At 70.5% G+C, this 22,528-nt stretch carries 17 protein-coding genes and 1 tRNA gene; 7 read left to right on the top strand and 11 right to left on the bottom strand.

Annotated elements, in window-relative coordinates; genetic code table 11:
• The first annotated feature begins 196 nt into the window (after window positions 1-196).
• Genes RYH80_RS01570 through RYH80_RS01555 form a run of 4 tightly spaced genes read left to right on the top strand, consistent with a single transcriptional unit; the run spans window position 197 to window position 7,923 of the window.
• On the top strand, window positions 197-3,673 hold the full coding sequence (locus RYH80_RS01570; RefSeq protein WP_370902102.1) for a transglutaminase domain-containing protein: 3,477 nt from the start codon (window positions 197-199) through the stop codon (window positions 3,671-3,673).
• Complete coding sequence (locus RYH80_RS01565; RefSeq protein WP_370902101.1) at window positions 3,670-4,695, top strand: DUF7269 family protein; 1,026 nt, start codon at window positions 3,670-3,672, stop codon at window positions 4,693-4,695. Before RYH80_RS01570 ends, RYH80_RS01565 begins: the two co-directional genes overlap by 4 nt.
• The gene (locus tag RYH80_RS01560) at window positions 4,688-6,352 is read left to right on the top strand and encodes a DUF58 domain-containing protein (RefSeq protein ID WP_370902100.1); all 1,665 of its coding nucleotides are present in this window, start codon (window positions 4,688-4,690) and stop codon (window positions 6,350-6,352) included. The genes RYH80_RS01565 and RYH80_RS01560 overlap by 8 nt, the downstream gene beginning before the upstream one ends.
• Window positions 6,349-7,923 (top strand): hypothetical protein, encoded by a 1,575-nt coding sequence (locus tag RYH80_RS01555; protein ID WP_370902099.1) that lies wholly within the window; start codon window positions 6,349-6,351, stop codon window positions 7,921-7,923. The genes RYH80_RS01560 and RYH80_RS01555 overlap by 4 nt, the downstream gene beginning before the upstream one ends.
• A gap of 31 nt (window positions 7,924-7,954) precedes the next feature.
• Here RYH80_RS01555 and RYH80_RS01550 read toward each other — a convergent pair whose 3' ends face one another.
• The gene (locus tag RYH80_RS01550) at window positions 7,955-8,434 is read right to left on the bottom strand and encodes a MaoC/PaaZ C-terminal domain-containing protein (RefSeq protein ID WP_370902098.1); all 480 of its coding nucleotides are present in this window, start codon (window positions 8,432-8,434) and stop codon (window positions 7,955-7,957) included.
• Between the two features lie 134 nt (window positions 8,435-8,568).
• Between RYH80_RS01550 and RYH80_RS01545 the strand changes: the two genes are divergently transcribed.
• On the top strand, window positions 8,569-10,014 hold the full coding sequence (locus RYH80_RS01545) for an oxidoreductase (protein WP_370902097.1): 1,446 nt from the start codon (window positions 8,569-8,571) through the stop codon (window positions 10,012-10,014).
• A 5-nt stretch (window positions 10,015-10,019) separates the two neighbouring features.
• Here RYH80_RS01545 and RYH80_RS01540 read toward each other — a convergent pair whose 3' ends face one another.
• Together RYH80_RS01540 and RYH80_RS01535 are read right to left on the bottom strand one after the other, a co-directional pair.
• Complete coding sequence (locus RYH80_RS01540; RefSeq protein WP_370902096.1) at window positions 10,020-11,186, bottom strand: DUF7351 domain-containing protein; 1,167 nt, start codon at window positions 11,184-11,186, stop codon at window positions 10,020-10,022.
• 170 nt (window positions 11,187-11,356) lie between these two features.
• Entirely contained in the window at window positions 11,357-12,943 is a 1,587-nt protein-coding gene (locus tag RYH80_RS01535) for a sodium:solute symporter family protein (protein WP_370902095.1), read from the bottom strand.
• Between the two features lie 325 nt (window positions 12,944-13,268).
• Here RYH80_RS01535 and RYH80_RS01530 point away from each other — a divergent pair, with 325 nt between their 5' ends.
• Window positions 13,269-14,939 carry a response regulator gene (locus RYH80_RS01530; protein WP_370902094.1) on the top strand — a complete coding sequence of 557 codons (1,671 nt, stop codon included), beginning with the start codon at window positions 13,269-13,271 and terminating at the stop codon, window positions 14,937-14,939.
• A 49-nt stretch (window positions 14,940-14,988) separates the two neighbouring features.
• On the opposite strand, the gene RYH80_RS01525 is transcribed toward RYH80_RS01530, so the two are convergent.
• From RYH80_RS01525 to RYH80_RS01495, 7 genes are all read right to left on the bottom strand, one after another.
• Window positions 14,989-15,327, bottom strand: coding sequence for a DUF7964 domain-containing protein (locus tag RYH80_RS01525; RefSeq protein ID WP_370902093.1), 339 nt, complete (start codon window positions 15,325-15,327; stop codon window positions 14,989-14,991).
• Between the two features lie 189 nt (window positions 15,328-15,516).
• Window positions 15,517-15,945, bottom strand: a complete 429-nt coding sequence (locus tag RYH80_RS01520) for a winged helix-turn-helix transcriptional regulator (RefSeq protein ID WP_370902092.1) — start codon at window positions 15,943-15,945, stop codon at window positions 15,517-15,519.
• Between the two features lie 96 nt (window positions 15,946-16,041).
• Window positions 16,042-17,097 carry a succinylglutamate desuccinylase/aspartoacylase family protein gene (locus RYH80_RS01515; RefSeq protein ID WP_370902091.1) on the bottom strand — a complete coding sequence of 352 codons (1,056 nt, stop codon included), beginning with the start codon at window positions 17,095-17,097 and terminating at the stop codon, window positions 16,042-16,044.
• 117 nt (window positions 17,098-17,214) lie between these two features.
• The gene (locus RYH80_RS01510) at window positions 17,215-17,478 is read right to left on the bottom strand and encodes a hypothetical protein (RefSeq protein WP_370902090.1); all 264 of its coding nucleotides are present in this window, start codon (window positions 17,476-17,478) and stop codon (window positions 17,215-17,217) included.
• Window positions 17,479-17,636: 158 nt separating this feature from the next.
• Entirely contained in the window at window positions 17,637-18,404 is a 768-nt protein-coding gene (locus RYH80_RS01505; RefSeq protein WP_370902089.1) for a bacterio-opsin activator domain-containing protein, read from the bottom strand.
• A 209-nt stretch (window positions 18,405-18,613) separates the two neighbouring features.
• Entirely contained in the window at window positions 18,614-20,248 is a 1,635-nt protein-coding gene (locus tag RYH80_RS01500) for a potassium channel family protein (protein WP_370902088.1), read from the bottom strand.
• 653 nt (window positions 20,249-20,901) lie between these two features.
• Window positions 20,902-21,591: a MinD/ParA family ATP-binding protein gene (locus tag RYH80_RS01495; protein ID WP_370902087.1), complete on the bottom strand. Its 690-nt coding sequence runs from the start codon at window positions 21,589-21,591 to the stop codon at window positions 20,902-20,904.
• Window positions 21,592-21,717: 126 nt separating this feature from the next.
• Between RYH80_RS01495 and RYH80_RS01490 the strand changes: the two genes are divergently transcribed.
• Window positions 21,718-21,792, top strand: a tRNA-Val gene (locus tag RYH80_RS01490).
• Between the two features lie 172 nt (window positions 21,793-21,964).
• On the opposite strand, the gene RYH80_RS01485 is transcribed toward RYH80_RS01490, so the two are convergent.
• Window positions 21,965-22,471 (bottom strand): hypothetical protein, encoded by a 507-nt coding sequence (locus RYH80_RS01485; protein ID WP_370902086.1) that lies wholly within the window; start codon window positions 22,469-22,471, stop codon window positions 21,965-21,967.
• Window positions 22,472-22,528 lie beyond the last annotated feature (57 nt).

Genomic DNA, 22,528 nt, shown 5'->3' with positions numbered 1-22,528 from the left:
TGCGACGCGTCAGCACGCCATGCGACGCGTCGGCACGACCACTCTCCGTTGGACGTACCGTCACGACCGGCCGAGGAGTGGCGGAGGGAGACAGCGTGGTCCCGCAGGCACGGTGGGGACCCACAAACTGATTACGCGTCGGTGCTCGTCCCACGACAGTGAGAGACGAAGCGACGACTGCGTCGGAGGTGGGGGTGTGACCGACGCCGACGACGGCCCCGCCGCGACCGACGGCGGGACGAGAGAGACGGGGGTCAGACTCTCCGGGCGTCGCGAGTGGGGACGTGTCGTGGTCGTGCTGTTGACCGCCGCCGCGCTCGTCGTGGCGGCGGCGGCGGTGCCGGCCGTGTTGGGTGCCGGGAGTCCCCCGGCGCTCTCGCTGGCACCGTTCCAGAGCGGTGCCAGTGCCGCGAGCGGTGCGAGCGGCGCGTCCGGGGCTGCGGACGCCGCCGGATCGCTGTCTGGGTCACAGTTCGGCGCTCTCTCGGCGACCGACACGACGAGTGTCGGCGGGCAGACGGCGCCCGGTGCACCGGGGGACAGTCCGCTGCGCAACCAGAGCACCGAAGTGCACATGATCGTCGAGAGCACCCAACCGGGGTACTGGCGGACGGGTGCGTACGGCCGCTACACCGGTCAGGGGTTCGAGCGGGCCGGCGACGCGCGGCCGTTCGACGGGCGGGTCGAGTCGGGGCCGCTGCGTGGCGAGCGCGTGCGGTACCGCGTGGAACTGCGACAGTCGGCGACCGCACTCGCGACCGTGTGGCGCCCGGCCCGGGTCGACACACCGGTCGAGACACAGTTGCGGCCGGGCGTGTCGCTGTCGACCACCGAGCGACTCTCACCCGGAACGACGTACGAGGGGGTCTCGTACGCGCCGGCACGGGAGCCGGCGGTGTTGCGGGCCGCGGGGCGGAACTACCCGGCGGAGGTACGCGAGCGGTACCTGAACCTCCCCGACGAGCCGGGGACCGACCGACTCGACCGGTTCACGACGAACCTGACCGCCGACAGTGGGACGGCGTACGACACCGCGGTCGCGATCGAGCAGTGGTTGGAGGCGAACAAGGAGTACTCGCTGGACGCGACCCACGACCCGGCGGCGGGGACGGTCGCCTCGCAGTTCGTCTTCGAGATGGCGACCGGCTACTGCGAGTACTTCGCGACAGCGATGGTCGCGATGCTGCGCACGCAGGGAGTGCCGGCGCGGTACGTCGTCGGCTACTCGACGGGGCAGCAGACGGGCCCCAACGAGTACACCGTCCGTGCGATGAACGCCCACGCCTGGGTGGAGGTGTACTTCCCGGAGGTCGGGTGGGTCCGGTTCGACCCGACACCCGGGAGCAGTCGGCTGGCGGCCGAACGGCGCTCGTTCCAGAACGAGACGGGCTCCGCGAGCGACTACAGTCCCACCGAGACCGGGTCGCCCGGCGAGTCGTTCTCGCCGAACGCGTCGCGGCAGGACGCGGACGGCCGGGCCGAGGTGCCGTCGGCGACGCCGCCGGACGGCGGGACGAACGGCTCGCTCCCGAACGGGTCGGACGGCGTGACGCCGAACGGCACCACGGGTGGCCTCACCGGCACGCCGTCGGGGACGGCCGGCACCGCCGACGGGACACCGGGTGGCCCGAGAACGGCCGAGGGTGGGACGGCGACTGGGACGCCGGGGCTCCCGGACGGCTCGACGGCGACACCCGGCGGGAATCCAGAGGGATCGACACCGGACGGCTCGACTCCAGACGGGGAGACACCCGGCGACTCGACACCCGGAGACGGGTCGGGAGGCGACGAGACACCGACCGACGAGGGGACGCCGACCGACGACTCGGACGGCGACTCGACGCCGACGGACGGATCCGGCGGGGAGTCGACACCGACCGACGACGGGACACCCACCGACGGCGGCACCGGCGAGGGTGACGACGAGGACGGGTCCGGCGACGGGACCGACGGCGAGGGTGAGTCCGGCGACGAAGGTGACGGCTCGGACGGAGACGGCACGGCCGACGCACCGCCGCCGCTGTCGGTGTCGTTGAACCGCACGGCGGTGCCGGGGGCGACCGTCACCGTCACCGTGACGCGTGGCGACACGCCCGAGTCCGGGGTCGAAGTCCGGTTCGAGGACGAACTCGTCGGGACGACCGGCGAGAACGGCACCGTCGTCGGTACCGTCCCGTACGTCTCGTCGTTGAACGTCACCGTCACCGACACGGACGGCCCCTCGGCGACGAACCAGTCGACGCTGGCGGACGGCGGAGTCGCCTCCGACCCCGACGTGCAGTTCTCCTTCGAGGTGTCGACCCCCGACGTGCAGTTCTCCTTCGAGGTGTCGAGCCCCGACGGGCAGACTACGAGAGAGACGGCGAGTCTCGACGACCAGACCGCGGCGGACACGGCGGACACGGCGGCCGTCGACCGACAGAATGCGGCGCGCGCGGCGACTCTGGATCCCGACGGGAGTGACACGAACACGACGACGTACCCGGTGGAGACGCGGGCGACGCTCTCCGTCGTCGGCGACGCACGAAGCGGACAGACGGTGACCGTCGTGGCGACGGTCGCGGACGTGCCGGTTCGCGAGGCGACCGTCGAGGTGGACGGCGAGCCGGTCGGCCGCACGGACCGTCGGGGGCGCGTCCGCCTCCGGCTCCCGGCCGAGCCGGGGAACCACACGGTGACGGTGCGGCGCGGTGCCGTCGTCGGGAATCGGACGGTGGAGATCGATCGGCTCGCCGTCGAGACGCGCGTCGACTGGCCGCTCGCGCTCCCGTTCGCACCCGTGACCGTCTCGACGACGCTCGGGAACGAGTCGGTCGACGGCGCGAACGTGACTCTGAACGGACGCGCCGTCGCCCCCACCGGGGTCGACGGCACCACGACCGCGCGACTCCCGATCGCCGACACGGCGAGTGTCCGGGCGACGCAGTTCGGGCAGGCGGCCACGACGAGTGTCTCCGGGATCTTCGCGTCGCTCGCCGGGGTCGGCGTAGTGGTGAGCGCACTCGTCGTCGGTGGTGTCGTCCTCGCACGGCGACGGGACGTGTCCGGGCGCGACGCCGTCGGATTCCTCCGACGGGTGGTCGGCGGTGCCGTCCGTGCGGTCGTGTCGGCGTTGATCGCCGTAGTCGACGCCGTCGGGCGGGTGGTCGACGCCGTGCGGGGCGTACTCGCGGACCTCTGGGCCGGCCGCCTCGCACTGATCGCTCTGCCGGGACGGGTCGCGACGCTGCTGCGCGGTGCGGCCGAGACCGTCCGAGCCGGGATCGTGTCGACTCTCGTCGGACTTCGGGTGTGGGTCGTCGGACTGTTCGCGGACGACCCCGACGGAGCGACCGCCGTCGGATCCGGTGGGGTGGGCGAGGCAGACGGAGACCGCGAGGAGCCGCGAGCGGCGCAGGTGATCCGTGCCGCGTGGCGGCAGTTCCTCGGTGTCGTCTCGCTGCGGCGCACCCGGACGGCGACGCCGGGCGAGGTGGCGCGGTGGGCCGTCGAGCGCGACGGGCTCCCGGCCGAACCGGTCCGGCGACTCAGAGACGCCTACCGGGCGGTCCAGTACGGCGACGCGGACCCGAACACACACGTCGAGTCCGTCTCGGAACTCGTCGCGGCACTCACCGGACGCGACGGTGACGGCAGTACCGACGAGTCGACGACGGGAGGTGACGGCCGGTGAGCGACGATCACGACCGCGAGTCCGAGGACGTGGCCGACGAGTCCGGTGGAGCGGGTGGCGAGTCCGAGAGTGTGGCCGACGAGTCCGGTGGAGCGGGTGGCGACCCCGAGAGTGTGGCCGACGAGTCCGAGTCAGCGGGCCACGGGGCCGACGAAATCGGTGCGGGGACGACCCTCGGCGGTGGGAACCGCGACGGCGGGGAGGGTGCGACTCTCGGTGGTGGTACCACAGGTGGCGGTGCGACCCCCGGAGGTGGGAGTACGAGTGGTGCGAGCCTCGGCGGCGGGAACGCGAACGGGACGACGTTGGGTGGCGGGAACGCGACCGACCGGCAACGCGACACGACCCGCCGGAGTGCCGACGCGGGGCAGGCGCGGAGTCGCGCTCGTCGACTGCTGTGGACCGCGGTCGCAGCGACGGGGGTCGCGGCGTTGGTCGTCGCGGCGGCGGTCGCGACGGCACCCGACCGTCTGATCGAGACGGTACCCGCCACGGAACCGCTCGTCGACGCCACCCGGGAGTTCGACGGGACGCTGCTGTTGGCCGCCGTCGGCGGGCTCGTCGGGCTGCTCGCGACGGCGATGGCACGCGTCGGTGCCGCCCCGTCGTCGACCACCGACGCGACGATGGACGCCCGTCGGAGCGACCCACCGGAGACGGTGAGCGTGCCGGACGGCACCGTGACCGGCGACGCCGTCGATCGGACCTTCGAGCAGGTGCGACATCCGCGGGACCTCGAGGCGATCGCCGACGACCTCCGCGGGACCGCGGTCGCGATCGAACGGACCGTCGGGAACCCGAAGGATGCAGAGGAGGCCGTCGTGACCGGGGGCTGGACCGACGACGACCTCGCGGCGGCGGTGCTCTCGGAGTCCGTCGCGGTGCCAGTCCTCGCTCGGCTCCGAGCGTGGCTCGACCCCGAGGCGGAGGCGCGCCGCCGACTCCGGCGTGTGGTGACCGCACTCGAACGACGGCTGGACGGGCCGGACGGTGGCGAGACGGGAGGTGGTGACGGTGAGTGACGAGCGAGCGAGTAGCGAGGGGTCGGCCGGCGAGAGGGACGGCGGGGGCTCGGCCGACGGGGAGAGACGAGACGAGGAGACGAACGGCGGGAGACCGGACGGAGAGACGGACGACGAGACGCCACGAGTGGGTCCGGCGTCCGTCGTCGACCGGGCGAGCGCGACCGGTCGCTGGACGGTGTGGCTCGGGGGGGCACTCGGACTCGTCGGGCTCGGGCTGCTGTACGGCTCCGCGCTGGTGATCGCCGCCGCCGCGGTGCCGCTGGCGTACGTCGGCTACGGCGCGATCTCGGCGCTGCCACGGACCGTCGACGTGCGCGTCGAGCGACGCGTCCCGGAGCGGCAGGTTACCCCCGGCGACCACGTCCCCGTCACCGTCACCGTCCACAACGAGGGCCAGTCGGTGCTGCCGGACGTGCGCGTGCTCGACGGCGTCCCCGAAGAGTTGGCAGTGGTCGACGGCTCCCCGCGGGTCGCGACGGCGCTGCGACCCGGTGGGTCGACGGAGGTGACCTACGAGGTCGTCGCCAAACGGGGGTCGTACGACTTCGAACCCGCACGCGTCCGGGTGCGGTCGCTGGCCGGAACCGCCGCGGCGTCGCTGTCGGTGCCGGTCGCTGGCGCAGACGAGATCTCCTGTACCGCCCCGGCGGCGACGGTGCCGATCGACCGTGCGGCGCCGCGTCGTGTCGGCCAGTCCCCCGCCGACACCGGCGGGGAGGGGCTGGAGTTCTACGCCACCCGCGAGTACCGCCGCGGGGACCCACAGTCGCGAGTGAACTGGCGACAGTTCGCCAAGCGCGGCGAACTCGTGACCACCGAGTTCCGCGAGGAGCGGGCGGGGCGTGCCGTCGTCGTCTTGGACGTACGCCCGCCGACACGGCGCTCGGCGACCGCGGCGTACCCGACCGGCGCGGAGTTCGCGGCCTACACCGCGGAGGTGGCGCTGGAACGACTCCGCGCGGACGGCGACGAGGTGGCACTCGCCGTCCTCGGGCTCGACCCGGACGAGGTGTCCGTGCCGGTCCCGACCGCCGGCGACGCGCTCTGGATCGAACACGCCGAGGCGGGCGACGGCCAGCGGCGTGCCCGTGCGACCTTGGCAGCCGCCGCCGAGGTCGCCGCCGAGCGCCGCGGGACGCTGGACGAGGGACCACGCTACCGGACGGACACGCCGCGGGGGACGGAGTCGGCAGCTGCCTCGCTCGTCGCGCGGTGTCCGGCCGACGCCCACGTCGTCTTGGTGTCGCCGTTCCCCGACGCAGTGCCGGGAGCGTACGCGCGCCGGTTCGCGGTGGCGGACTACGCCGTCTCTGCCGTCGCGCCCGACCACACGAGCGAGGAGACGCTCGGTGGGCGGACCGTCGCACTCCACCGCCGGCTCCGGCTGCGCGAGGTGGAGCCGCTGTGTCGGACGGTCGTCGACTGGCCCGCCGATCGCCCGCTCGGGTTGGCCGTCGCGCGCGGACTGGCTGGCGGGTCGAAGCGTGGCCGGTCCGACTCGACGGGTGTGCGCGACGCCGACTCGGCGGCGAGTGAGGACGGGCGGGACCCGCCGGGGATCCTGGATCGGCTCTGGGGGAGTGGTAGTCGGACCGGGAGCGAGCGGGAGAGCGAGCGTGGCGACGCGGCGACCGACGGGGGCGAGCGCCAGTGACCGACCGTAGCGGTCTCCCGAGCGGGACGTGGCGCCCACCCAGAACCGTGACGGCGCTGTCGCTCGTCGCCCTCGTCGCGGCCGTCTGGCCCCTCGCCGGGAGCGTCGGTGTCCGGAACACTGCGGTCGTGACCGGGGTCGGCGGGCTCGCAACCGGCCTCCTCGTCAGACTCGCCGGGGCGGATCGGGTCCGTCCACTCGCACTCGCGGGGGCGACGGTCGCGTTGTTCCCCGCCGGAGCGACGGTGACGGCCGGTACCGCCCTGGTGTTCGCCTCGCAGTTCGCCGGCACCGCACCCGTGGGCGCCGTCTTCCTCGTCGGCGCGGTCGGGTTGGCGGTGTTCGGCGCGACCGGTCTGCCGGGGGCGCCCGTCGGCTCCGACGCGGTCCTCTCGGCCGGGCGCGTCGGACTCGCGGTCGGAGTCGGGACGGTCGCCGCCGCGGCGGTGCCGACTGCGACACGTGTCACGGAGCGCGAGGCGGGGGTGGAACTCCCGACGGTCGACCTCGCGACCCCGGTCGCGACGACGCTGTCACCGGACCCACTCGGTGCTCCCGCCGTCGGGAGCTTCCTCACGCTCGTCGGGTTCGGTGCGGTCGCGTTCGGGCAGACGCTCCGGACGCTCCCGGTCCGGGAACTGCTCGACGACCGAACGGACGACACCGAGACAGCCGTGGCGACACTGAATCGGGTGCTCCGTGTCTCGGAGTGGGGGCTCTTCCCGGGGGTGCTGGGCGTGTTGCTGTGGATCGTCACGGTGTTCGCGCCGGACGTGATCCCGTGGAACACACTCCCCGCGTGGCTGTTCGAGGTGGTGCGCGGCGTGGCGGCGAGTTCGACCCTCCGGACGCTGTCGCTGGGGCTCGTCGGCGCGTTCCTCGCAGTGTCGGTGACCGTCCGAGTGGTGCGTGGTGCCTACCGGACGCGACTCGGCACACGGGCGGACTGGCTCGGCGTCGTCGCCGGCTGGCTGGCGCTCCTGTGGCTCGGGTGGGGGCGTGCCCCGCTCGTCACCGGCGCGTTAGAGGAGGGCGTGCTCGCCGCGCTCCCGGCGAGTGCCGCGACGCCGTTCCGCACGGAGTGGGAGGCCGTGTTGTCGTACTACGGGCCACAGACGGTCGCGCTCGGGGTCGTCGCCGTCTGTGTCGCCGTCGCGGCGACGTTGCTGGTGGCACTGACGGGTGCGACGGTGCTCGGGTTCCTCCCGGAGACGGGGGTCGGCCACGGGCTCGTCGCCGCGGGGCTGTTCGCCGCCGGCGGGTTCGGCGTGGCCGTCGACGCGGGGACGCTCGTCTCGTTCGGGGCGCTGGTCGCCGCGGTCGCGGTGTGGGATCTGGGGAGCTACGGCGTCGAACTCGGTCGGGAGGTGGGTCGCGTCGGTCGTTCGCGGACCGCGACGTTGTCTCACCTCGGCGGGACACTGCTGATCAGCGGTGCGGCCGCGGGGAGTGCCGTCGCGGTCGCGCGAGCGACCCAGCGCGTCCCACTCTCGCCGGGCGCGCCCGCGCCGCTGGCGCTGCTCGCCGGCGTCGCCGCGTTGGTCGTGTTCGCGGTCCTGCTGCGGCTGTGAGTCGTCCGAGTCTGTCCGGTTCCGCCCGGACTCACTCGGCCTCGTCGGCGGTCGACTCGGAGGCGATCATGAACTTCATGTCGCCCTCGAACACCACCTCGTCGTCCTGGTTCGTCATCGTCGTGTCGATCACGACGATGCCGGCGTCGTCGCGGGAGGACAGCGACTTCGTCTCGGTGACCTCCATCGCCAGCGAGATGGTGTCGCCCTCGTACACCGGCGCGGGGATGTCCATGTAGTTCATCCCGAGGAACGCCTCGACGCGCCGTTCCAGGAATCCACAGCGGTAGACGAACCCGGTCGCCAGCGAGAACGTCATCGGGCCGTGGGCGACGCGCTCGCCGAACTGCGAGTCGGCGGCGTACTCCGCGTTCGTGTGTAGCTCGGTCCAGTCGCCGGTGAACGCCGAGTGCATGACGAAGTCCGACTCCGTCACCGTCCGTCCGACGGACTGGAACGTCTGTCCCTCCTCGAACTCCTCGAAGTACTGCGGCTCGTAGCTGTACGGCACACGCGAGCCGTCACCGCGTCGGGGTAAAAGTTGCGCGGGTTCCCGAGCGAGGCCGACGGAACGCTCTTGCCCGTCGCCTCCCGAGCGGACGCAACCAGACGACACCGCGACGTACCACCTCCGACCACCCACCGATGACGACACCTCGTTCCGAGACGGCGCCCGCCCTCACCGACCCGCTGGAGTTGGGCTCTGTGACACTGGCGAATCGGCTCTACCGCGCCCCACTGTTGGAGTGTGCCGGCAACGGCCCGGAGGCGGTCGACCGGCTGATCGCAGACCTCGAACCCGCGGCCGCCGCGGGAGCCGGCCTCGTCTGTCAAGGTGCGACGATCGTCACCGCGGAGGGTGGCTGTGCCGCACCGGGGATGACACGCGTCCACGACCCCGAGTTCGTGTCGGAGCTGGAGCGACTGACCGACGCGATCCACCGCCACGGCGGCCGGATCGCGATCCAACTCGAACACGGCGGGCTCCGCGCGATGGAGACCTGGCACCACGAGTACCGCCGGGAGCACCCAGGACTGGAACAGCTCGCCGTCTCCGAACCCCCGTGGCAGCTCCGCGCGCTCGACCGCGCCGGACTGCTCTCGTACGACGCGCGGGTGCTCTCGACGGCCGAGGTGTACGACCTCGCGGCGACGTTCGGACGAGCCGCCGAGCGCGCGGTCGCGGCGGGGTACGACGTGATCCACCTCGCCGGGGCGAACATGGGACTGCTCCACCAGTTCTGCTCCCCGTTCTACAACCGCCGCGACGACGAGTTCGGCGACCACGGCCGCTTCTTCGAGGTCGTCTTGTCCGAGATCCGCGACCGCGTCGGCGACGTGCCGGTGACGACGAAGGTCCCCGCCGAGACCGCGGCGCCGCCGTTCGTCCGCCGGACACGCTCGGCGACGGAGACGGTCCGACTGTGCCAGCGGCTCGCCAGCGCGGGCTACGACGGTCTCGTCCCGGTGAACGGCTCCGTCTTCTGGGACATGTCGATCGTCCGGGGGGAGTTCCCGGACGCGGCGTGGCGCGACGAGCGACACCACGAGGGGTACGACCGCGCGTTCGGGTCGCGAGCGCGAGCCGTCGCGGTGGCGGTCGCGAACTGGATCGAGTCGGTCGCGTACGACTTCGAACCGGGGTGGAACGCCGCCCTCTGTCGGCGCGTCCGCGAGCGGGTGTCGGTACCGGTGTTCTGTGAAGGCGGCATCCGGGACCGACCACAGATCGACCGCCTGCTGGGTGACGCCTGCGACGCCGTCGGGATGGGCCGCCCGTTCTACGCGGAGCCACGACTCCCGGCGCGGTTGCTCGGCCGCGAGGCAGCCGACGCCGCCGTCGTCTGTGAGAACTGCAACAACTGTGCCGTCCCCCAGGTGACCGGCGCCCCCGGTGTCTGTCGGACCCCCGCGGTGCTCGAACGAGCCGGGGAACTCCGCCGGGCGGGTGCCTACGAGCGGCCGGCCGCGGCCGGCGAGGGAGCCGACGACACCACGACCGCCGAGGGTGTCGGTGTCGAGGATGTCGCGACCGCCGAGGACGTCGGTGTCGACGACACCACGACCGCCGAAGAGGCCGGCGACGACTGACCGGGTCAGGATCGTCGCGTCTCGACTACGTCTCCGGCGTCGTCGACTGCCACGACGAGTCGGTCGCCGTCGCGCTCAATCGCGAGGTGTGCGCGCCACGGCTCCCCGTCGTCGACCGTCACCCCGGTGTCGGTGACGAGCCACGCGAGTTCCCACGGCGGCGTGTCGTCGAGTTCGAGCCCGGTCTCGTGACAGAACGCGACGACGGCGCTCTGCCGTTGGAGGAGTTCACCGAGTCGGAGGTAGTTGCGGTCGCCACAGTGGACACACGAGCGGTTGACGAACAGTTCGCGCCGGTCCGTCCGCGGGTACGCCGAGTCGGCCGCGTCGACCGTCGCCGTCGTCGTCCCGCCGCCACAGGTCGGACAGACGCCGCCAGCGAAACTCCGCCGGCGCTCGCGGAGGTACGTCGCCGCCCGCTCGTACACCGCCCGTGGGTCTACGCCGTCGGCCGTCGCCGCCCCCGTCGCGTCGGGGTGAGCGTCGTCTTCACCGCTCGGTGTCGCGTCCTCGCCGACGGCGGTCTCGGTCCGCCGCGGTGCGGTCCGGAGCGGTTCGCGGCGCCGAGGGTGCTCGTCGTCTGCGCCGTCGTCCACGACCGCGCTCCCGCGGCCGACGCCCTCCGAGTGGTCGTCCGGGCCGTGCAAGATCCCCGGCGGGACGAGATCGTACTCGTACAGGAACTCGCAGTCGGGACACTGGAGCGCGAAGATGGCGTTGCGGTACGTGAGTTCGACGGTCGCGTCGCAGTAGTGACACGACAGCGGCGACGCGACGCCACTCGGCGTGGTGGTCTCGCCGGCGATACTCGCGCGAAGTGACCGCGTGAACAGCGACCCCTCCGGGCGGAGCGCGTAGCCGTCCGGCTCGGTGTCGACGAACCCGTCGACGAGTTGTGCGTCACCTGCCGAGCGATCCTCGACGAACGTCCCGACGAGTCGCTGGAGGTGGTAGTTGAACTGACTCGAGTCCGTCTCCACGTCGACACGCGACCGGAGGTCCGAGAACGGGACCACCGGTGGCTCTCCCTGTCCGCCGTGCGTCCGCGACAGCGCGAGCAAGATCGCGGCTCGCACCTCGTTACCCACGAGGTCGTACGCCGCCGACAGCGACCGTCCCGCGTACGTCCGGTCGTCTGGGCCGTTCGAGGCGTCTCCATCTCCGTCTCCCATTTGCCGTCGGGTGCGTGACGCCGGAGCAAGACGGTTTGGGTGGTGGGTGGCGTCACACCCAGACCGCCACCCGGGGACGCAACCGACGGCTCCGGGTCCGGCCACCGGTTCGAGTCGGGTCGTCGGTCTGAGTCCGCTCACCACTCCGAGTCCCGACGCCGGTCGCCGGTTCACCGATCGTCCAGAACCGAGACGGCGATCAAGACGACGGCGTTGACCGTGATGCCCGGGAGGACGGGGTCCAGAACAGCGAACTCGGGGAGGAGCGTGCCGCGGCGGACGAGGAACTGCCACCCGGTCGCGACGAGGAAGCCCGTCGTGGTTCCGGCGATCGCACCCCGTGCCGTCGCACCGTCCCAGTGGAACCCGGCGAGCAGCGGGACCAGCAGCGAGGCACCGATCAGCGAGGCGTAGAAGGCGACGATCAACTGGACCAACTCGCCGAACGGCCCCGGGAACAGCGCCAACCCGAGCGGCACCACCCCCGCGAGGACGGTCGCGACGCGAGCGGCACGCAACACCGACGCCTCCGAGGGCGGCGACAGCGCGGTCAGCGCCGGCAGCGCCTCCCCGAAGAAGTCGTGAGCGAACGTCGAGGCAGACACCAACAGCACGCTGTCGACCGTAGACAACACCGCCGCCAACACGGCGACGACGAGGAGACCACCGACCGCAGGCCCGAACAGCGAGGCGACGAGCCGGACGACGGCCGTGTCCGGACTCGTCAACCCCGGGAACCGGACGCGTGCGACGAGTCCCAACACGGCGATGGAGACCGCGATCACCGCCTGGAGACCGATCGAGACACCGATGGCGCGCCTGACCGTCCCCGGGTCTCGCATGGCGTACATCCGCGACAGTTCGTTCGGTGCAGCCATCAGCGCGAAGCCGAACGCCAGCGCGAACCCGAGGAGTCTGACCGGCTCCATCCCGACGCCGACGACGCGCAACGGGTCGACACCGACGACGGCCAGTGTCGGGTCGACGGCACGCAACCCCGCGTACAGCCCCTCGAACCACCCGACTGCGGACAGTGCCCCGACCGCAGCCACGCAGGTTCCGACGACCAACAGCGTCACTTGGAGCACGTCCGTCCGGACACTGGCTCGCATCCCCCCGGCACCGACGTACCCCAACACGACCAGCGTGAGCGCAACCATCACGAGACGGCCGTCGACGCCGAACAACGCCTCCGTCACACGTGCCGCGGCGAGGTACTGTGCGGCGGTGTACACGAGGTAGGCGACGACGATCAGAAGCGCGGACAACGCCCGTATCGCGGCGCCGTCGGCACCGGCGTCGAACCGCGCAGCGAGGAAGTCCGGGACGGTCACGCCCCCGAACGCACGCATCTTCGGGCCGATCAGGAGCGCAGAGGCGATCCACCCGAGCCAGATCCCCACCCAGATGACGAGGAACCCGGCGCCCGTGAGGTAGTGGACCCCGACGGTCCCGACGAGCGTGCCGGCGCTGATCTGCGTCGCCGCGAGTGTCGCCCCTCCGGCAACGGGACCGACCGTCCGGTCCCCGACGAAGAACTCCTCGGAGTCGGTCGTGCGCCCCGGGAGGAGCCACGACGGGAGCGTCGACGCTCGGTTCGACGCACCCAACAGTCCGAGCGTGACGAGCAGCGTGACACCCACGAGCGCCGCCGGGCCAGCGTCGGTGAGCACGGAGACCGGCGTGGGGAGTGACGTGGTCGTGTCGACTAGCGACGGGAGCGGCTCGGAGAACGCCGAGACCTGTCCCCACGTCACGAGTCACCTCCCGACTCTGTGCCAGTGTCCGACGGCTGCGCCGGTCCGTCGAGCCCAACGGTGCGAGACGACCGACTGTCCACCGGTCGCGGCGGGTCGACGGCCGCGAGTGCCCGCCCCCGAACCGGCACCGGCCGACGAATCGAACTGTCGCGTGCCGTCGTCACCCTGCCCCCACCGTGCTAGTCGTTGACAACCCGACGACTTGAGCGTTTTCCCGGTGCGCGACTCGTCTAGACCTGCCGCTGTCTCGTGTCCCGGGTGGCTCCCGGCGTGACGACCGGTTGGTTGATGTGTGAGTGTGACACAGAGAGTTACGAGACGGATGACTGTCGGAACGGACACGATCCGGGTGTTGTGTGTCGACGACGACCCGGCGTTCGCAGACGTGACCGCACGGATGCTCGAACTCCGCGCGGAGTCGATCGCGGCGACGGCAGTCGACTCCGCGGCGGCGGGGCTCGAGGAACTGGAGGCGGGGACGTACGACTGTGTGGTCTCCGACTACGACATGCCGGATCGCGACGGACTGGCGTTCCTCTCGGCGATCCGCGAGCGGGGGCTCGACGTGCCGTTCGTGTTGTTCACGGGGAAGGGGAGCGAGGAGATCGCTGGCGAGGCGATCCGCGCCGGTGCGGCGGACTACATCCAGAAGGGTGCGGGCCGCGAGCGGTACGACCTGCTGACGAGACGGGTCCAGAACGCCGCCGAACGAGCACGCGAGCGACGGCAGCGCCGTGTCGCCGAGCGACGGTACCAGCAACTGTTCGAACAACGCGTCGTGGGGATCGGGATGAGTCAGGGCGGCGTGTTCCGGGAGGTGAACGAGCGGTTCGCGGAGTTGTTCGGCTACGACCGGTCCAGTGTGATCGACACACCCGTCCGGGAGTTGATCGCACCAGAGGACCGGGACCGCGTGGCGCGTGCCCTCCGCCGCCGCGAGAGCGGCGAGGTCGACACGCTCCACTACGTCGTCACCGGCGTGCGCGCCGACGGCGAGCACGTCGACGTCGAAGTCCACGGTGGGCGTGTCGAGTACGGGGGTGAGCCGGCGGTCCTGGGGATCGTCGTCCCGGTAGCGGCCGTCGACGACGAGGAGCGCCCCACTCGCGACGAGACGACCGAAGTCGTCGCGGACCTGCGTGCTGCGCGGCACGCGCTGGGCGACGGGGACCACGACGACGCGCTCGCACACCTCGAGGACGCGCTGGCGACGGTGACGGACGTGTCGGGAGACGACGGCGAGTCGACGGTGACGGACGTGTCGGGAGACGACGGCGAGTCGACGGTGACGCCCGCGTCTGTCGACGCCCGGGAGGATGCAGGAGACGACGGGGCGGACGGATCGACTGGGACCGACACTACGACCCCAGCCGACGGCTCCGACGGAGCCGACGGGGGAGCGCCGGTACGCGGTGCCGGCCAGTCGGGCTCCGACGACACGTCCCGGCGAGTCGCCGTCGGATCGCCCTCCGACCTCTCGGCCTCGTGGGCGAGTCTACCGACCGGTGAGGTGACACCGACGGTGGCAGAGCGGGCGGCCGGTGGACCGGACGGTGGTGCTCCCAGTACGCTCGCTGCGGCCGTCGCGGTCGCACGGGAGCGTCTCGACGCGGCCGGGTGCGAGTCGGTGGACGTGGTGGGTGACGGAGACGCTACGTACGACGTGGAGTGCTCCGTGTTGGGGGACACGGTCGCCAGACTCGCCGAGGCGGGACTCGGCGACGAGCCGAGCGGCGGGCGTGTCACCGTGGCACCGACGCCGGACGGACTCCGGGTGCGGGTGTCGACACCGGAGTTGGCGTCGCGGCTCGACGACGACCTCGTGGAGGGGGTCGGCTCGCGACCGCCGCCGGTCGCCGAGATCGCCCGCCGGCGGTACTGGGCCGTCTACTCCACGTCCGTCGCCGACGACACCGTCGAGTACGAGCTCGAAGGCCCGAACCGCGTCGACGGCTCGGAGGGATCGAGCGAGTCCGAGGTGTCCGACGAGTAGTCGACTGGCGGGGCGGCTCGGACACTGCCGGGTAGAGTCGCGACCCGTATCACTCCCGTCCGTCGAGCCACTCGCGGACGGCGGTCTCACAGTCGCGTAGCGCCTCGTACCGCTCGGTGCCCTCGCCGTAGGCGACGGACTCCACCGCCGTCCAGTGGTCGTCGCCGAACGCCAGCCCGCGGACCCACTCGTCGGTCGCCAACACCAGCCCGCGACCCTCGTCCGACGCCGAGCGCCCGGCGGAGGCGTCTTGTCCGTCCGGCGTGTCCTTCCCACCCGGTTCGTCGAACGCCACGGCGACGGCGAGCGTCACGGGGTCGGAGCGGTTCAACTTCGACACCTCCGCGTCCGTCAGCGGCCGATCGGGGAGCGAGTCGACGACTGTCACGTCTCCAGAGAGCCGTCTGGCGAGTCTCAACCTGTCGGTTCCGAGCGGAGTCCCGGCAGGTCGTGACACCGACTCGGCGGAGACCGCGAGCAGGAGAAACGGCCGAGAACGAGGCGTCCAGAGAGGAGAAGACGGCCGAGAGCGAAGGCGATCGAGTGGAACGTCGTGCGGAACACCGCCGACCGAGCGTCACTTGAGTCGTTCCTGCAACACGGAGGGGTGTGCGGCCTCGACACCCTCGACGGCGAGCACGTGGTCGCTGATGACGTTCCCCAGATCCTCCCCGTCCTCGGCGCGGACTTCCGCCATGAACATGTGGTCTCCCGAGGAGGTGTACAGTCGCTCGATGGCGTCGACCTCCTTCAGACCCCGCGTCGCCGCGACGTAGTGGTCGCTCTCGACTTCGATCCCGACGATGGCGATGGTCCGGCCGGAGAGCTTCTTCGGGTCCAGCTCGGCGGAGTAGCCGACGATCACGCCGTCGTCCTCCAACTGTTCGATGTACTTCCTGACGGTGGGTTTCGACACGTCCGCCCGCTCCGCGATCTCCGCGTAGGAGGCCTGTGCGTCGGCCTCCAACACGTCGAGGATGCGGTCGGCCGTCGACGAGGAACTCATGACCGTCTCTTTCGGGTCATGGAAAAAATACCTTGCGAACGGGAAACCGACGTTGGTGTTCCGGGAGCGGTGTCGACGACGGACCCCGACTCTCCGTCACTCCTCTGCGGCCGGCACGTCACCACCGGCCGGACTGGGCTGGCTGCGGTGGAGTTCGATGGCCCGGCGGACGTTGTCGTCGACGTTCGCGAGGTGACACAGCGGGTTGCCCGGCGAGACGACCGGGTTCTCCAACACGCCGACGACGACGCCGCCGAACGGGGCTTCGACGACCGTCTTCTCCGTCTTGAACGGGTTCGTGATGGTACAGATGCGGTCTCCCTCGGCGACCAGCGCGCCGCGGTCGGCGTGGACCTCGACGAGGCCACCCACGTCCGCGCGGAGCCACGTCTTGTCCTCCCACCCGGAGATCACCGTCCGCCACCCCGGCCAGCGGACGTCCTCGGTCGGGTAGATCTCGTACTCGGCGAACACGCTCTCGACGCCGTCCAAGGCGTGGTCGATCAGACGGCGTTCGAACCGGTGGGCCTGTCCCATCTCGACGGTGATCGTCGGGACACCGGCCTCGGAGAGTTCTCGACGGAGCATCCCCTCGGAGCCGTCCGTGTCGAGGATCATGTTCGAGCCGAACGCACGGGCGAGTCGCGCCACGGCGTCGTCGGACATGTCGGCACGGACGTGGAACATGTTCGTCCGGCCCCGCGTCGACGTGTGGAAGTCGAGCCCGAAGTCACACTGCGAGAGGAAGTTCTCGTAGAGGCGGTGTGCGATCCGTTTCGCTCCCGTCGAGCCAGCCTTCCCGGGGAAGGCTCGGTTGAGGTCGCGCTCCTGCACCGGGAGGTACCGCTGTTGGGTGACGAACCCGAGTGTGTTGACGACCGGCAGACAGACGAGCGTGCCGCAGATTCCGTCGTGGTCCCACTCTCGGGCCACCTCGCGGACCACCTCGACGCCGTTCAGCTCGTCGCCGTGGACCGCCGCCGTGAGGAACACCGTCGGGCCGGCGCGAGCGCCGTTGATCACCGTGACCGGCGTCGTCACCGGCTCCCCGAGGTACGTCTCGCTGACGGGGAACCAGACGTGTTCCGTCTCGCCCGGCGGGACCTCGCCGCCCTCGAAGACGAACGACGACGGCTCCGTGTCGGAGTCCATACCGGGCCGTGGCGGAGGCTCGGCTTGACTCTTGGGTCACGACGCTACCGAAGGCAGGAGGCGTGCGCGAGACCACAGGCACTCCGGTTCAGTGAGACCCGCCGTCCGACTGGTGGACTACTCGGCCTCGGTCTCGGCCGTGCGTCGACCTCGTCGCGCGCTCGTCTTGACCACGTCGACGACCCCGTCGACGCCGGAGCGGTCGACGAGTCGTTCGACACGCGAGCGCTTCTCGCCGACCGTCGCACCGACGAGTGCACCGGCCGCCGCGCCGGAGCTCGCCGCGTTCCGTCCGAACAGACCGCCGACCGCGCCACCGACGGCGCCGCCGACCGCCGCGTACTTCGCCCTGTCGACCGTCCGTGTGATTCGTTCCCGCATACCACACCGTAGGCGGTCGACTGGTAAGTGTCTTCCCGTGGTCGTCGGACGACGAGAACGGTCGCGAGACGAGGCGAGCAGGTGAGAGACGCGACGAGCGGCGGCGAGCGAGTCGTCCAGTGTGCTCGCTCGTCACTGGCTCCGACTCCGTGGCGTCGTCACGAGCCCGGTGTCGAGACGGGGCCGTGGCCGTCCAGCCCGGACCGTGCGTCGGCGAGGTGTGCGACGAGTTTCCGTTCTGCCGTCCGGAGGTGTTCGTGGAGCGTCGGCGCGGCGATGTCGAGTCTGTCGGCGAGTTCGGTGGCACTGATCCGACGCGGGCTGTCGAAGTATCCCGCCTCGAACGCGGCGAACAACACGTCGCGCTGGCGGTCGGTGAGACACGATACCACCCGCTCGCGGAGGCCACGGTCCCCGGTCGCGACCGTCGCGTCCTCGCGGCGGCACTTGCGCGTGAGCTCCGCGTCGTACCGCTCTCGGAACGCCGCGATCAGTGCCTCGGGATCTCTCGCCGGAGTCACCTCGGCGTCGATCCGGGCGTACCCGTCCGTCGCGACGACGCTCGTCGGGACACCGCCGAGCCGACACAACTCCGCCAGCGGACACCTGTCGTCGGTGACGAACTCGAACAGGCCTCCGTCCTCGCGGCGCTCCAACAGGGTGACGCGCGTGAGACTGATCTGGGCTCCCGACTCCTCACCCTCCCCCGAGATCGCCTCGGCGAAGTACGCCTCCGCTCGTTCGGGATCGGCGCCGGTGAGTTCGACGTACTGTGCACACCTGTCGGGGCCACGCGGCACCAGTCGACGGAGTCGCAGTTCACAGTCGAGTGCCGCCGTCACCCCGACGAACGGGTGTGACCGGTCGCGTAACACGAATCCCACCTCGACCGCTCTGTCCGTGCCCCCAGTGACGACTGCGGTCATACGCTGGACGGTAGGGACCGACACTCAAGTACTTTCTACTAGCTACCTCTAGAGAGGAGAAAACTTGTTCCGCGCCGAATGTTTGGTTGTACGTCCGCCGTCTCGGACGTGTCACGGAACCGAACAGTCGTGATCGCGCACGTCGGTCGACGCGTCCGCGACTACGGGTAGTGTGTCGGCGAGGTGACGGGTGGGATCGTCCGGGGGAGTCACCCGAGGATCTCTTGGAAGCGGTTCGTCCCCTCGTCGGTGCCGGCGATCACCAGTCTGTCGCCGGCCTCGACCCGGAACGTCGGACCCACGTCGGTGAGGACGTCGCCGTTCCGTTCGACCGCGACGACGGTACACCCGGTCCGCGAGCGCACGTCGGCGTCACCCAGCGTCCGGCCGACGAGGCCGGGCGCCTCGGTCCGGATCACGTCGACCTGTGTGTCCGGCGAGAGTACGTCCTCGTCGTCCAACACCGCCGAGGCGGTCATGCGACCGGTGACGGAGGCCAACGCGAGGACGTAGTCGGCACCGGCGCGGTACATCTTCCCCATCGCCTCGGGCTGTTCGACCCGGGCGACGATCTCCGTGTCGGGGGTGTGGTCGCGAACGATCAACGCGACGAACTCGGCGAGCGTGTCGTCGGGGAGCGCCAGGACGACCGAGCGAGCGCCGTGGACACCTGCCGCCTCCAGCACCTCCGGGTCCGTCGCGTCCCCGACCACGTCCACGCCGGGTTTGTCCTCCACGTCGATGACGGTGTGTTCGATGTCCGCGGCCTCCAGCGCCTCGCCGATCCGGCTGCCGACCTCGCCGTAGCCGACGATCACCGTCTCGCCGGACGTGAACCGGCGCACGTCCGAGGAGGTCACCTGTCTGAGTTCCTCCAGTTGGTCCGGTCGACCGGTGACCAACAGGACGGTCGAGCCGTCGAGTCGGGCGTTCGGCGGTGGCGGACTCTGGAAGTCGCCCCGGAACCACGCCCCGATCACGTTGACCCCCGTCCGTTCGCGGATCCCACTCTCGGCGAGCGTCGAGCCGACGAGGTCGCTGCCACGCGAGACCGGGAGTTCCACGATGTCGAAGTCCTCGCCGAGTTCTACCGCCTCGCCCAGATCCGTCGAGACGCCGGTGGTCACCTTCCGGGCGAGACTCTCCCCGAGCAGTGGTCGTGGCGACAACACCACGTCCGCGCCGGCCAGTTCGTGGTACCGCGCGCTGTCCGGCTCCTCGACGACGCTCACGACCGGCACGTCCTCGTCGATCTCCTTGGCGGTCAACACGATACTCGTGTCGACGGTGTCGGAGATGTCTGCGACGACGGCCCGCGCGTCGGCGAGGTTGGCGCGTTCCAGCCCGTCGACGCTGACGACCTCCTGGTGGATGACGCGGTGGCCGTCCTCGTACAACTCCGTCGCGGTCTCGCGATCCGGTTCGACGATCACGTACGGCTGGTCCCACGAGTTCAGCTCCGAGATCAGCGTCGCGGCGCGGGCGTTGTGCGTACAGATCACGACGTGGTCCGAGAGGTCGTCGTCGACCGCCGTCGGGACCGTCGTCGAGAGTGCCTCCTCGAGTACCGGGAACACCAACACCGGGAGTGCGAGGAAGATGAGCACGACACCCGTCACGTCCATCCCGATGACCAACAGTCGCATCGCGTCGGTCGACCACGGGGCGTCCGACCCGTACCCGGTCGTCGTGAACGTCTCGACGACGACGCGGACGGCCCGCAAGAACGGGATCGGTCGCCCCTCGAAGGCGGACATCCCGGCGTCGTACACCAGCGAGAACACGACGACGACCCCCACGACGAACCCGACGTACTGCACCGTCCGTCGTTCCCAGTCGTCCATGCCGTGTGGCAGTCTGTCGGGGCGGTTAACAATTCCGTCAGGTACCCATTGTTAAATCCGTGGGCTTGCGTCGGTGGTGGGCCACCCACGTCGGCAATTTAATTGCCAGTCGGCTCGTGCTCTACCGTCATCGGAACGTGACGCGTTCTGGTGTGCGGACGAGACGCAGAGCGTCTTGTCGACGCCACGGCGACGGGGGAGCATGGAGCTACCACTCGCGGTCGGTGCCGCTGACTTCGGGGCCTCCTGACGGGCGACCCAACCCACGGGAAGCGCGTGTCTCGCGTGGACGTGGCCCGCTCGTCCGACCGAACGCGGAGGTCGCGCAACCGCCTGCGGCTCAGTGGTCCCGTGGTACAGCAATCCATGCTGGACCTCGCATCCGCCCACGGCGGAAGCCACGCGACCACCCGACGGAGCGGTTTTCTCGTCGCTATCACGGTGGCCGCGACGAGTGCCTTTGTCGCGTGGTCGTTCCGTGAACGCCATGCCGATCGGCCAATACTTCGTTTATTTGTGTCGAGTATAGTAGTTACGGTGGAATTGGTAACCAGCCATCGCCGGTGGATGTTCGACGAGGTGTTCGCTCTTCCTCCCATCCCTAGACGAGTGGGATTCGCGCTGTACCGCTGTGACAACTGTGGCCACCGGCGTCACACCCAGTGGTCTGCGTCGGTCGCCGCGAGGCGGTCAGCCAACCCGTCGTAGGCCGCGCGCACCGACGGCGTCTGGAGCACGGGAGCGGCGACCGCCGGGACGGTGACAGACGGGCCGGCGTCGGCTCTGGCGAGTGGCGGCGGGACCGTCCGAGCGCGGGTGACGACAGTGGCGACTGTGGGCGTGCCGAGTGCCGCGGCGGCGCGGGTCGTCTTCCGCGTGTCGCGCACCGCGGGCGCGCAGGCGGTCGTCACTGGTATCGTGCCGTCCGCGATCCGGAGCAGTGTCGCCGTCGGCGGACCGACGCCGGACGGACAGTCGACGAGCACGCGGGCGTCCGTACGGCGACAGCCTCGGAACCACGCCTTTCGGTCCGTCGCGTCCGTGTCTGCCGGTGGCGCGAGGACGCGCGTCCCTCCGGAGCGTGTGTCCTCGTCGTCGGGTGGTGAGTCGGGACCGGCGTTCACCCTCGTGTGTCGGGCCGAAGCCGGTGTCGCAGTGCGCCAGAGTGCCTCGGAGTCTGGCGGTGGGTCGTCGCCGTGGCGCGTCACGCCGGCCAGGCGGTGGAGGTCCGGCACGGCCCAGTCGCCGTCGACGACGAGTGTCGGCCCCGCGAGTGCGACGCCGAGTCCCAGCGCCGTGGTCGTGGTGCCGGTGCCGCCCTTGCCGCCGGTGATCGCGAGCACGGCGTGTGTGGTCCCGGCTTCCGGTTTGAACCCTCGTGTCGGTGTGAGACACCCCGACGCCCTCGGTGTGGTTCGAAGGGTTCAAATGTGTACCTGCGATACTCTGGGTTGCAAGCGAGACGGCACGGGTTGGTAGTCTAGCCCGGTTATGACACCTCCTTGACATGGAGGAGGCCGGCGGTTCAAATCCGCCCCAACCCATCCGTATTTTAGGGCCGAATCACCACCCGTGAGCGACCTCCTTATTACAGCGGGTGTCGCTATGCGTCGGGTCGCGGATTCTGACGTACGTTCATCGTGAACGGTAACACTCGTTCCCGCAAGGTGAGCGACAGTCGGCGGGACTGTGCAAACCGGCTCGGCATGAGTGAGGTCACACCTGCTCACGGGTGCCGAGGACATAGCCGAGGAACACAATCGCCGCGGTGCCGGCGAACGTTTCGAATCCGGCGACGGCTCGCATTGGTAGGCTGGTCGGTGCGGGCTCCGGTGGTGAGGTGGTGAACGTCACGATACTATAGTAGAGACTCTCGACAGGGGCCATTCCGCCGACCGTCGAGTAAACGACCGCCGAGCCAGTATACAGCAGGATCATCATAGCGAGAATCCAGCGAAGCTGTATCCCGTAGCCGGTGAACACCTGCGCCAGAATCGACCAGAGCCATGCGATTTTCCCTCGTGCTCCCCCCTCAGCGAACGCCTCTCGTCGCCGGGCTTTTCGCTCTCGGACGCGAGCGGTCCGCGCCTGTCCTGTGAGTCCATTATTGCTGTACGCCCGGCGGAGTTCGTGTTCTATCCGACCAATTTCGTCATACACGGTCGGGTCGTATGTGGGACGGACCCAGTCTAAAATGAGTGACCCGGTGTTTGTGTCATCCACTTCTTCTGGAAGGGCCCGATCCCGGTGTTCAGTGATCGTCGTGGCACGCGAGAGAGA

It is taken from the genome of Halobaculum sp. MBLA0147, assembly GCF_041361345.1.
GTDB lineage: Archaea > Halobacteriota > Halobacteria > Halobacteriales > Haloferacaceae > JAHENP01.
This window is presented reverse-complemented; position numbering and strand designations above follow the sequence as displayed.

Coding starts and splice junctions, on each gene's coding strand:
- RYH80_RS01515 (WP_370902091.1), bottom strand. CDS start 17,097: ATGGACTCCGACACGGAGCCGTCGTCGTTCGTCTTCGAGGGCGGCGAG.
- RYH80_RS01505 (WP_370902089.1), bottom strand. CDS start 18,404: ATGACCGCAGTCGTCACTGGGGGCACGGACAGAGCGGTCGAGGTGGGA.
- RYH80_RS01540 (WP_370902096.1), bottom strand. CDS start 11,186: ATGGGAGACGGAGATGGAGACGCCTCGAACGGCCCAGACGACCGGACG.
- RYH80_RS01510 (WP_370902090.1), bottom strand. CDS start 17,478: ATGCGGGAACGAATCACACGGACGGTCGACAGGGCGAAGTACGCGGCG.
- RYH80_RS01545 (WP_370902097.1), top strand. CDS start 8,569: ATGACGACACCTCGTTCCGAGACGGCGCCCGCCCTCACCGACCCGCTG.
- RYH80_RS01500 (WP_370902088.1), bottom strand. CDS start 20,248: ATGGACGACTGGGAACGACGGACGGTGCAGTACGTCGGGTTCGTCGTG.
- RYH80_RS01530 (WP_370902094.1), top strand. CDS start 13,269: ATGACTGTCGGAACGGACACGATCCGGGTGTTGTGTGTCGACGACGAC.
- RYH80_RS01520 (WP_370902092.1), bottom strand. CDS start 15,945: ATGAGTTCCTCGTCGACGGCCGACCGCATCCTCGACGTGTTGGAGGCC.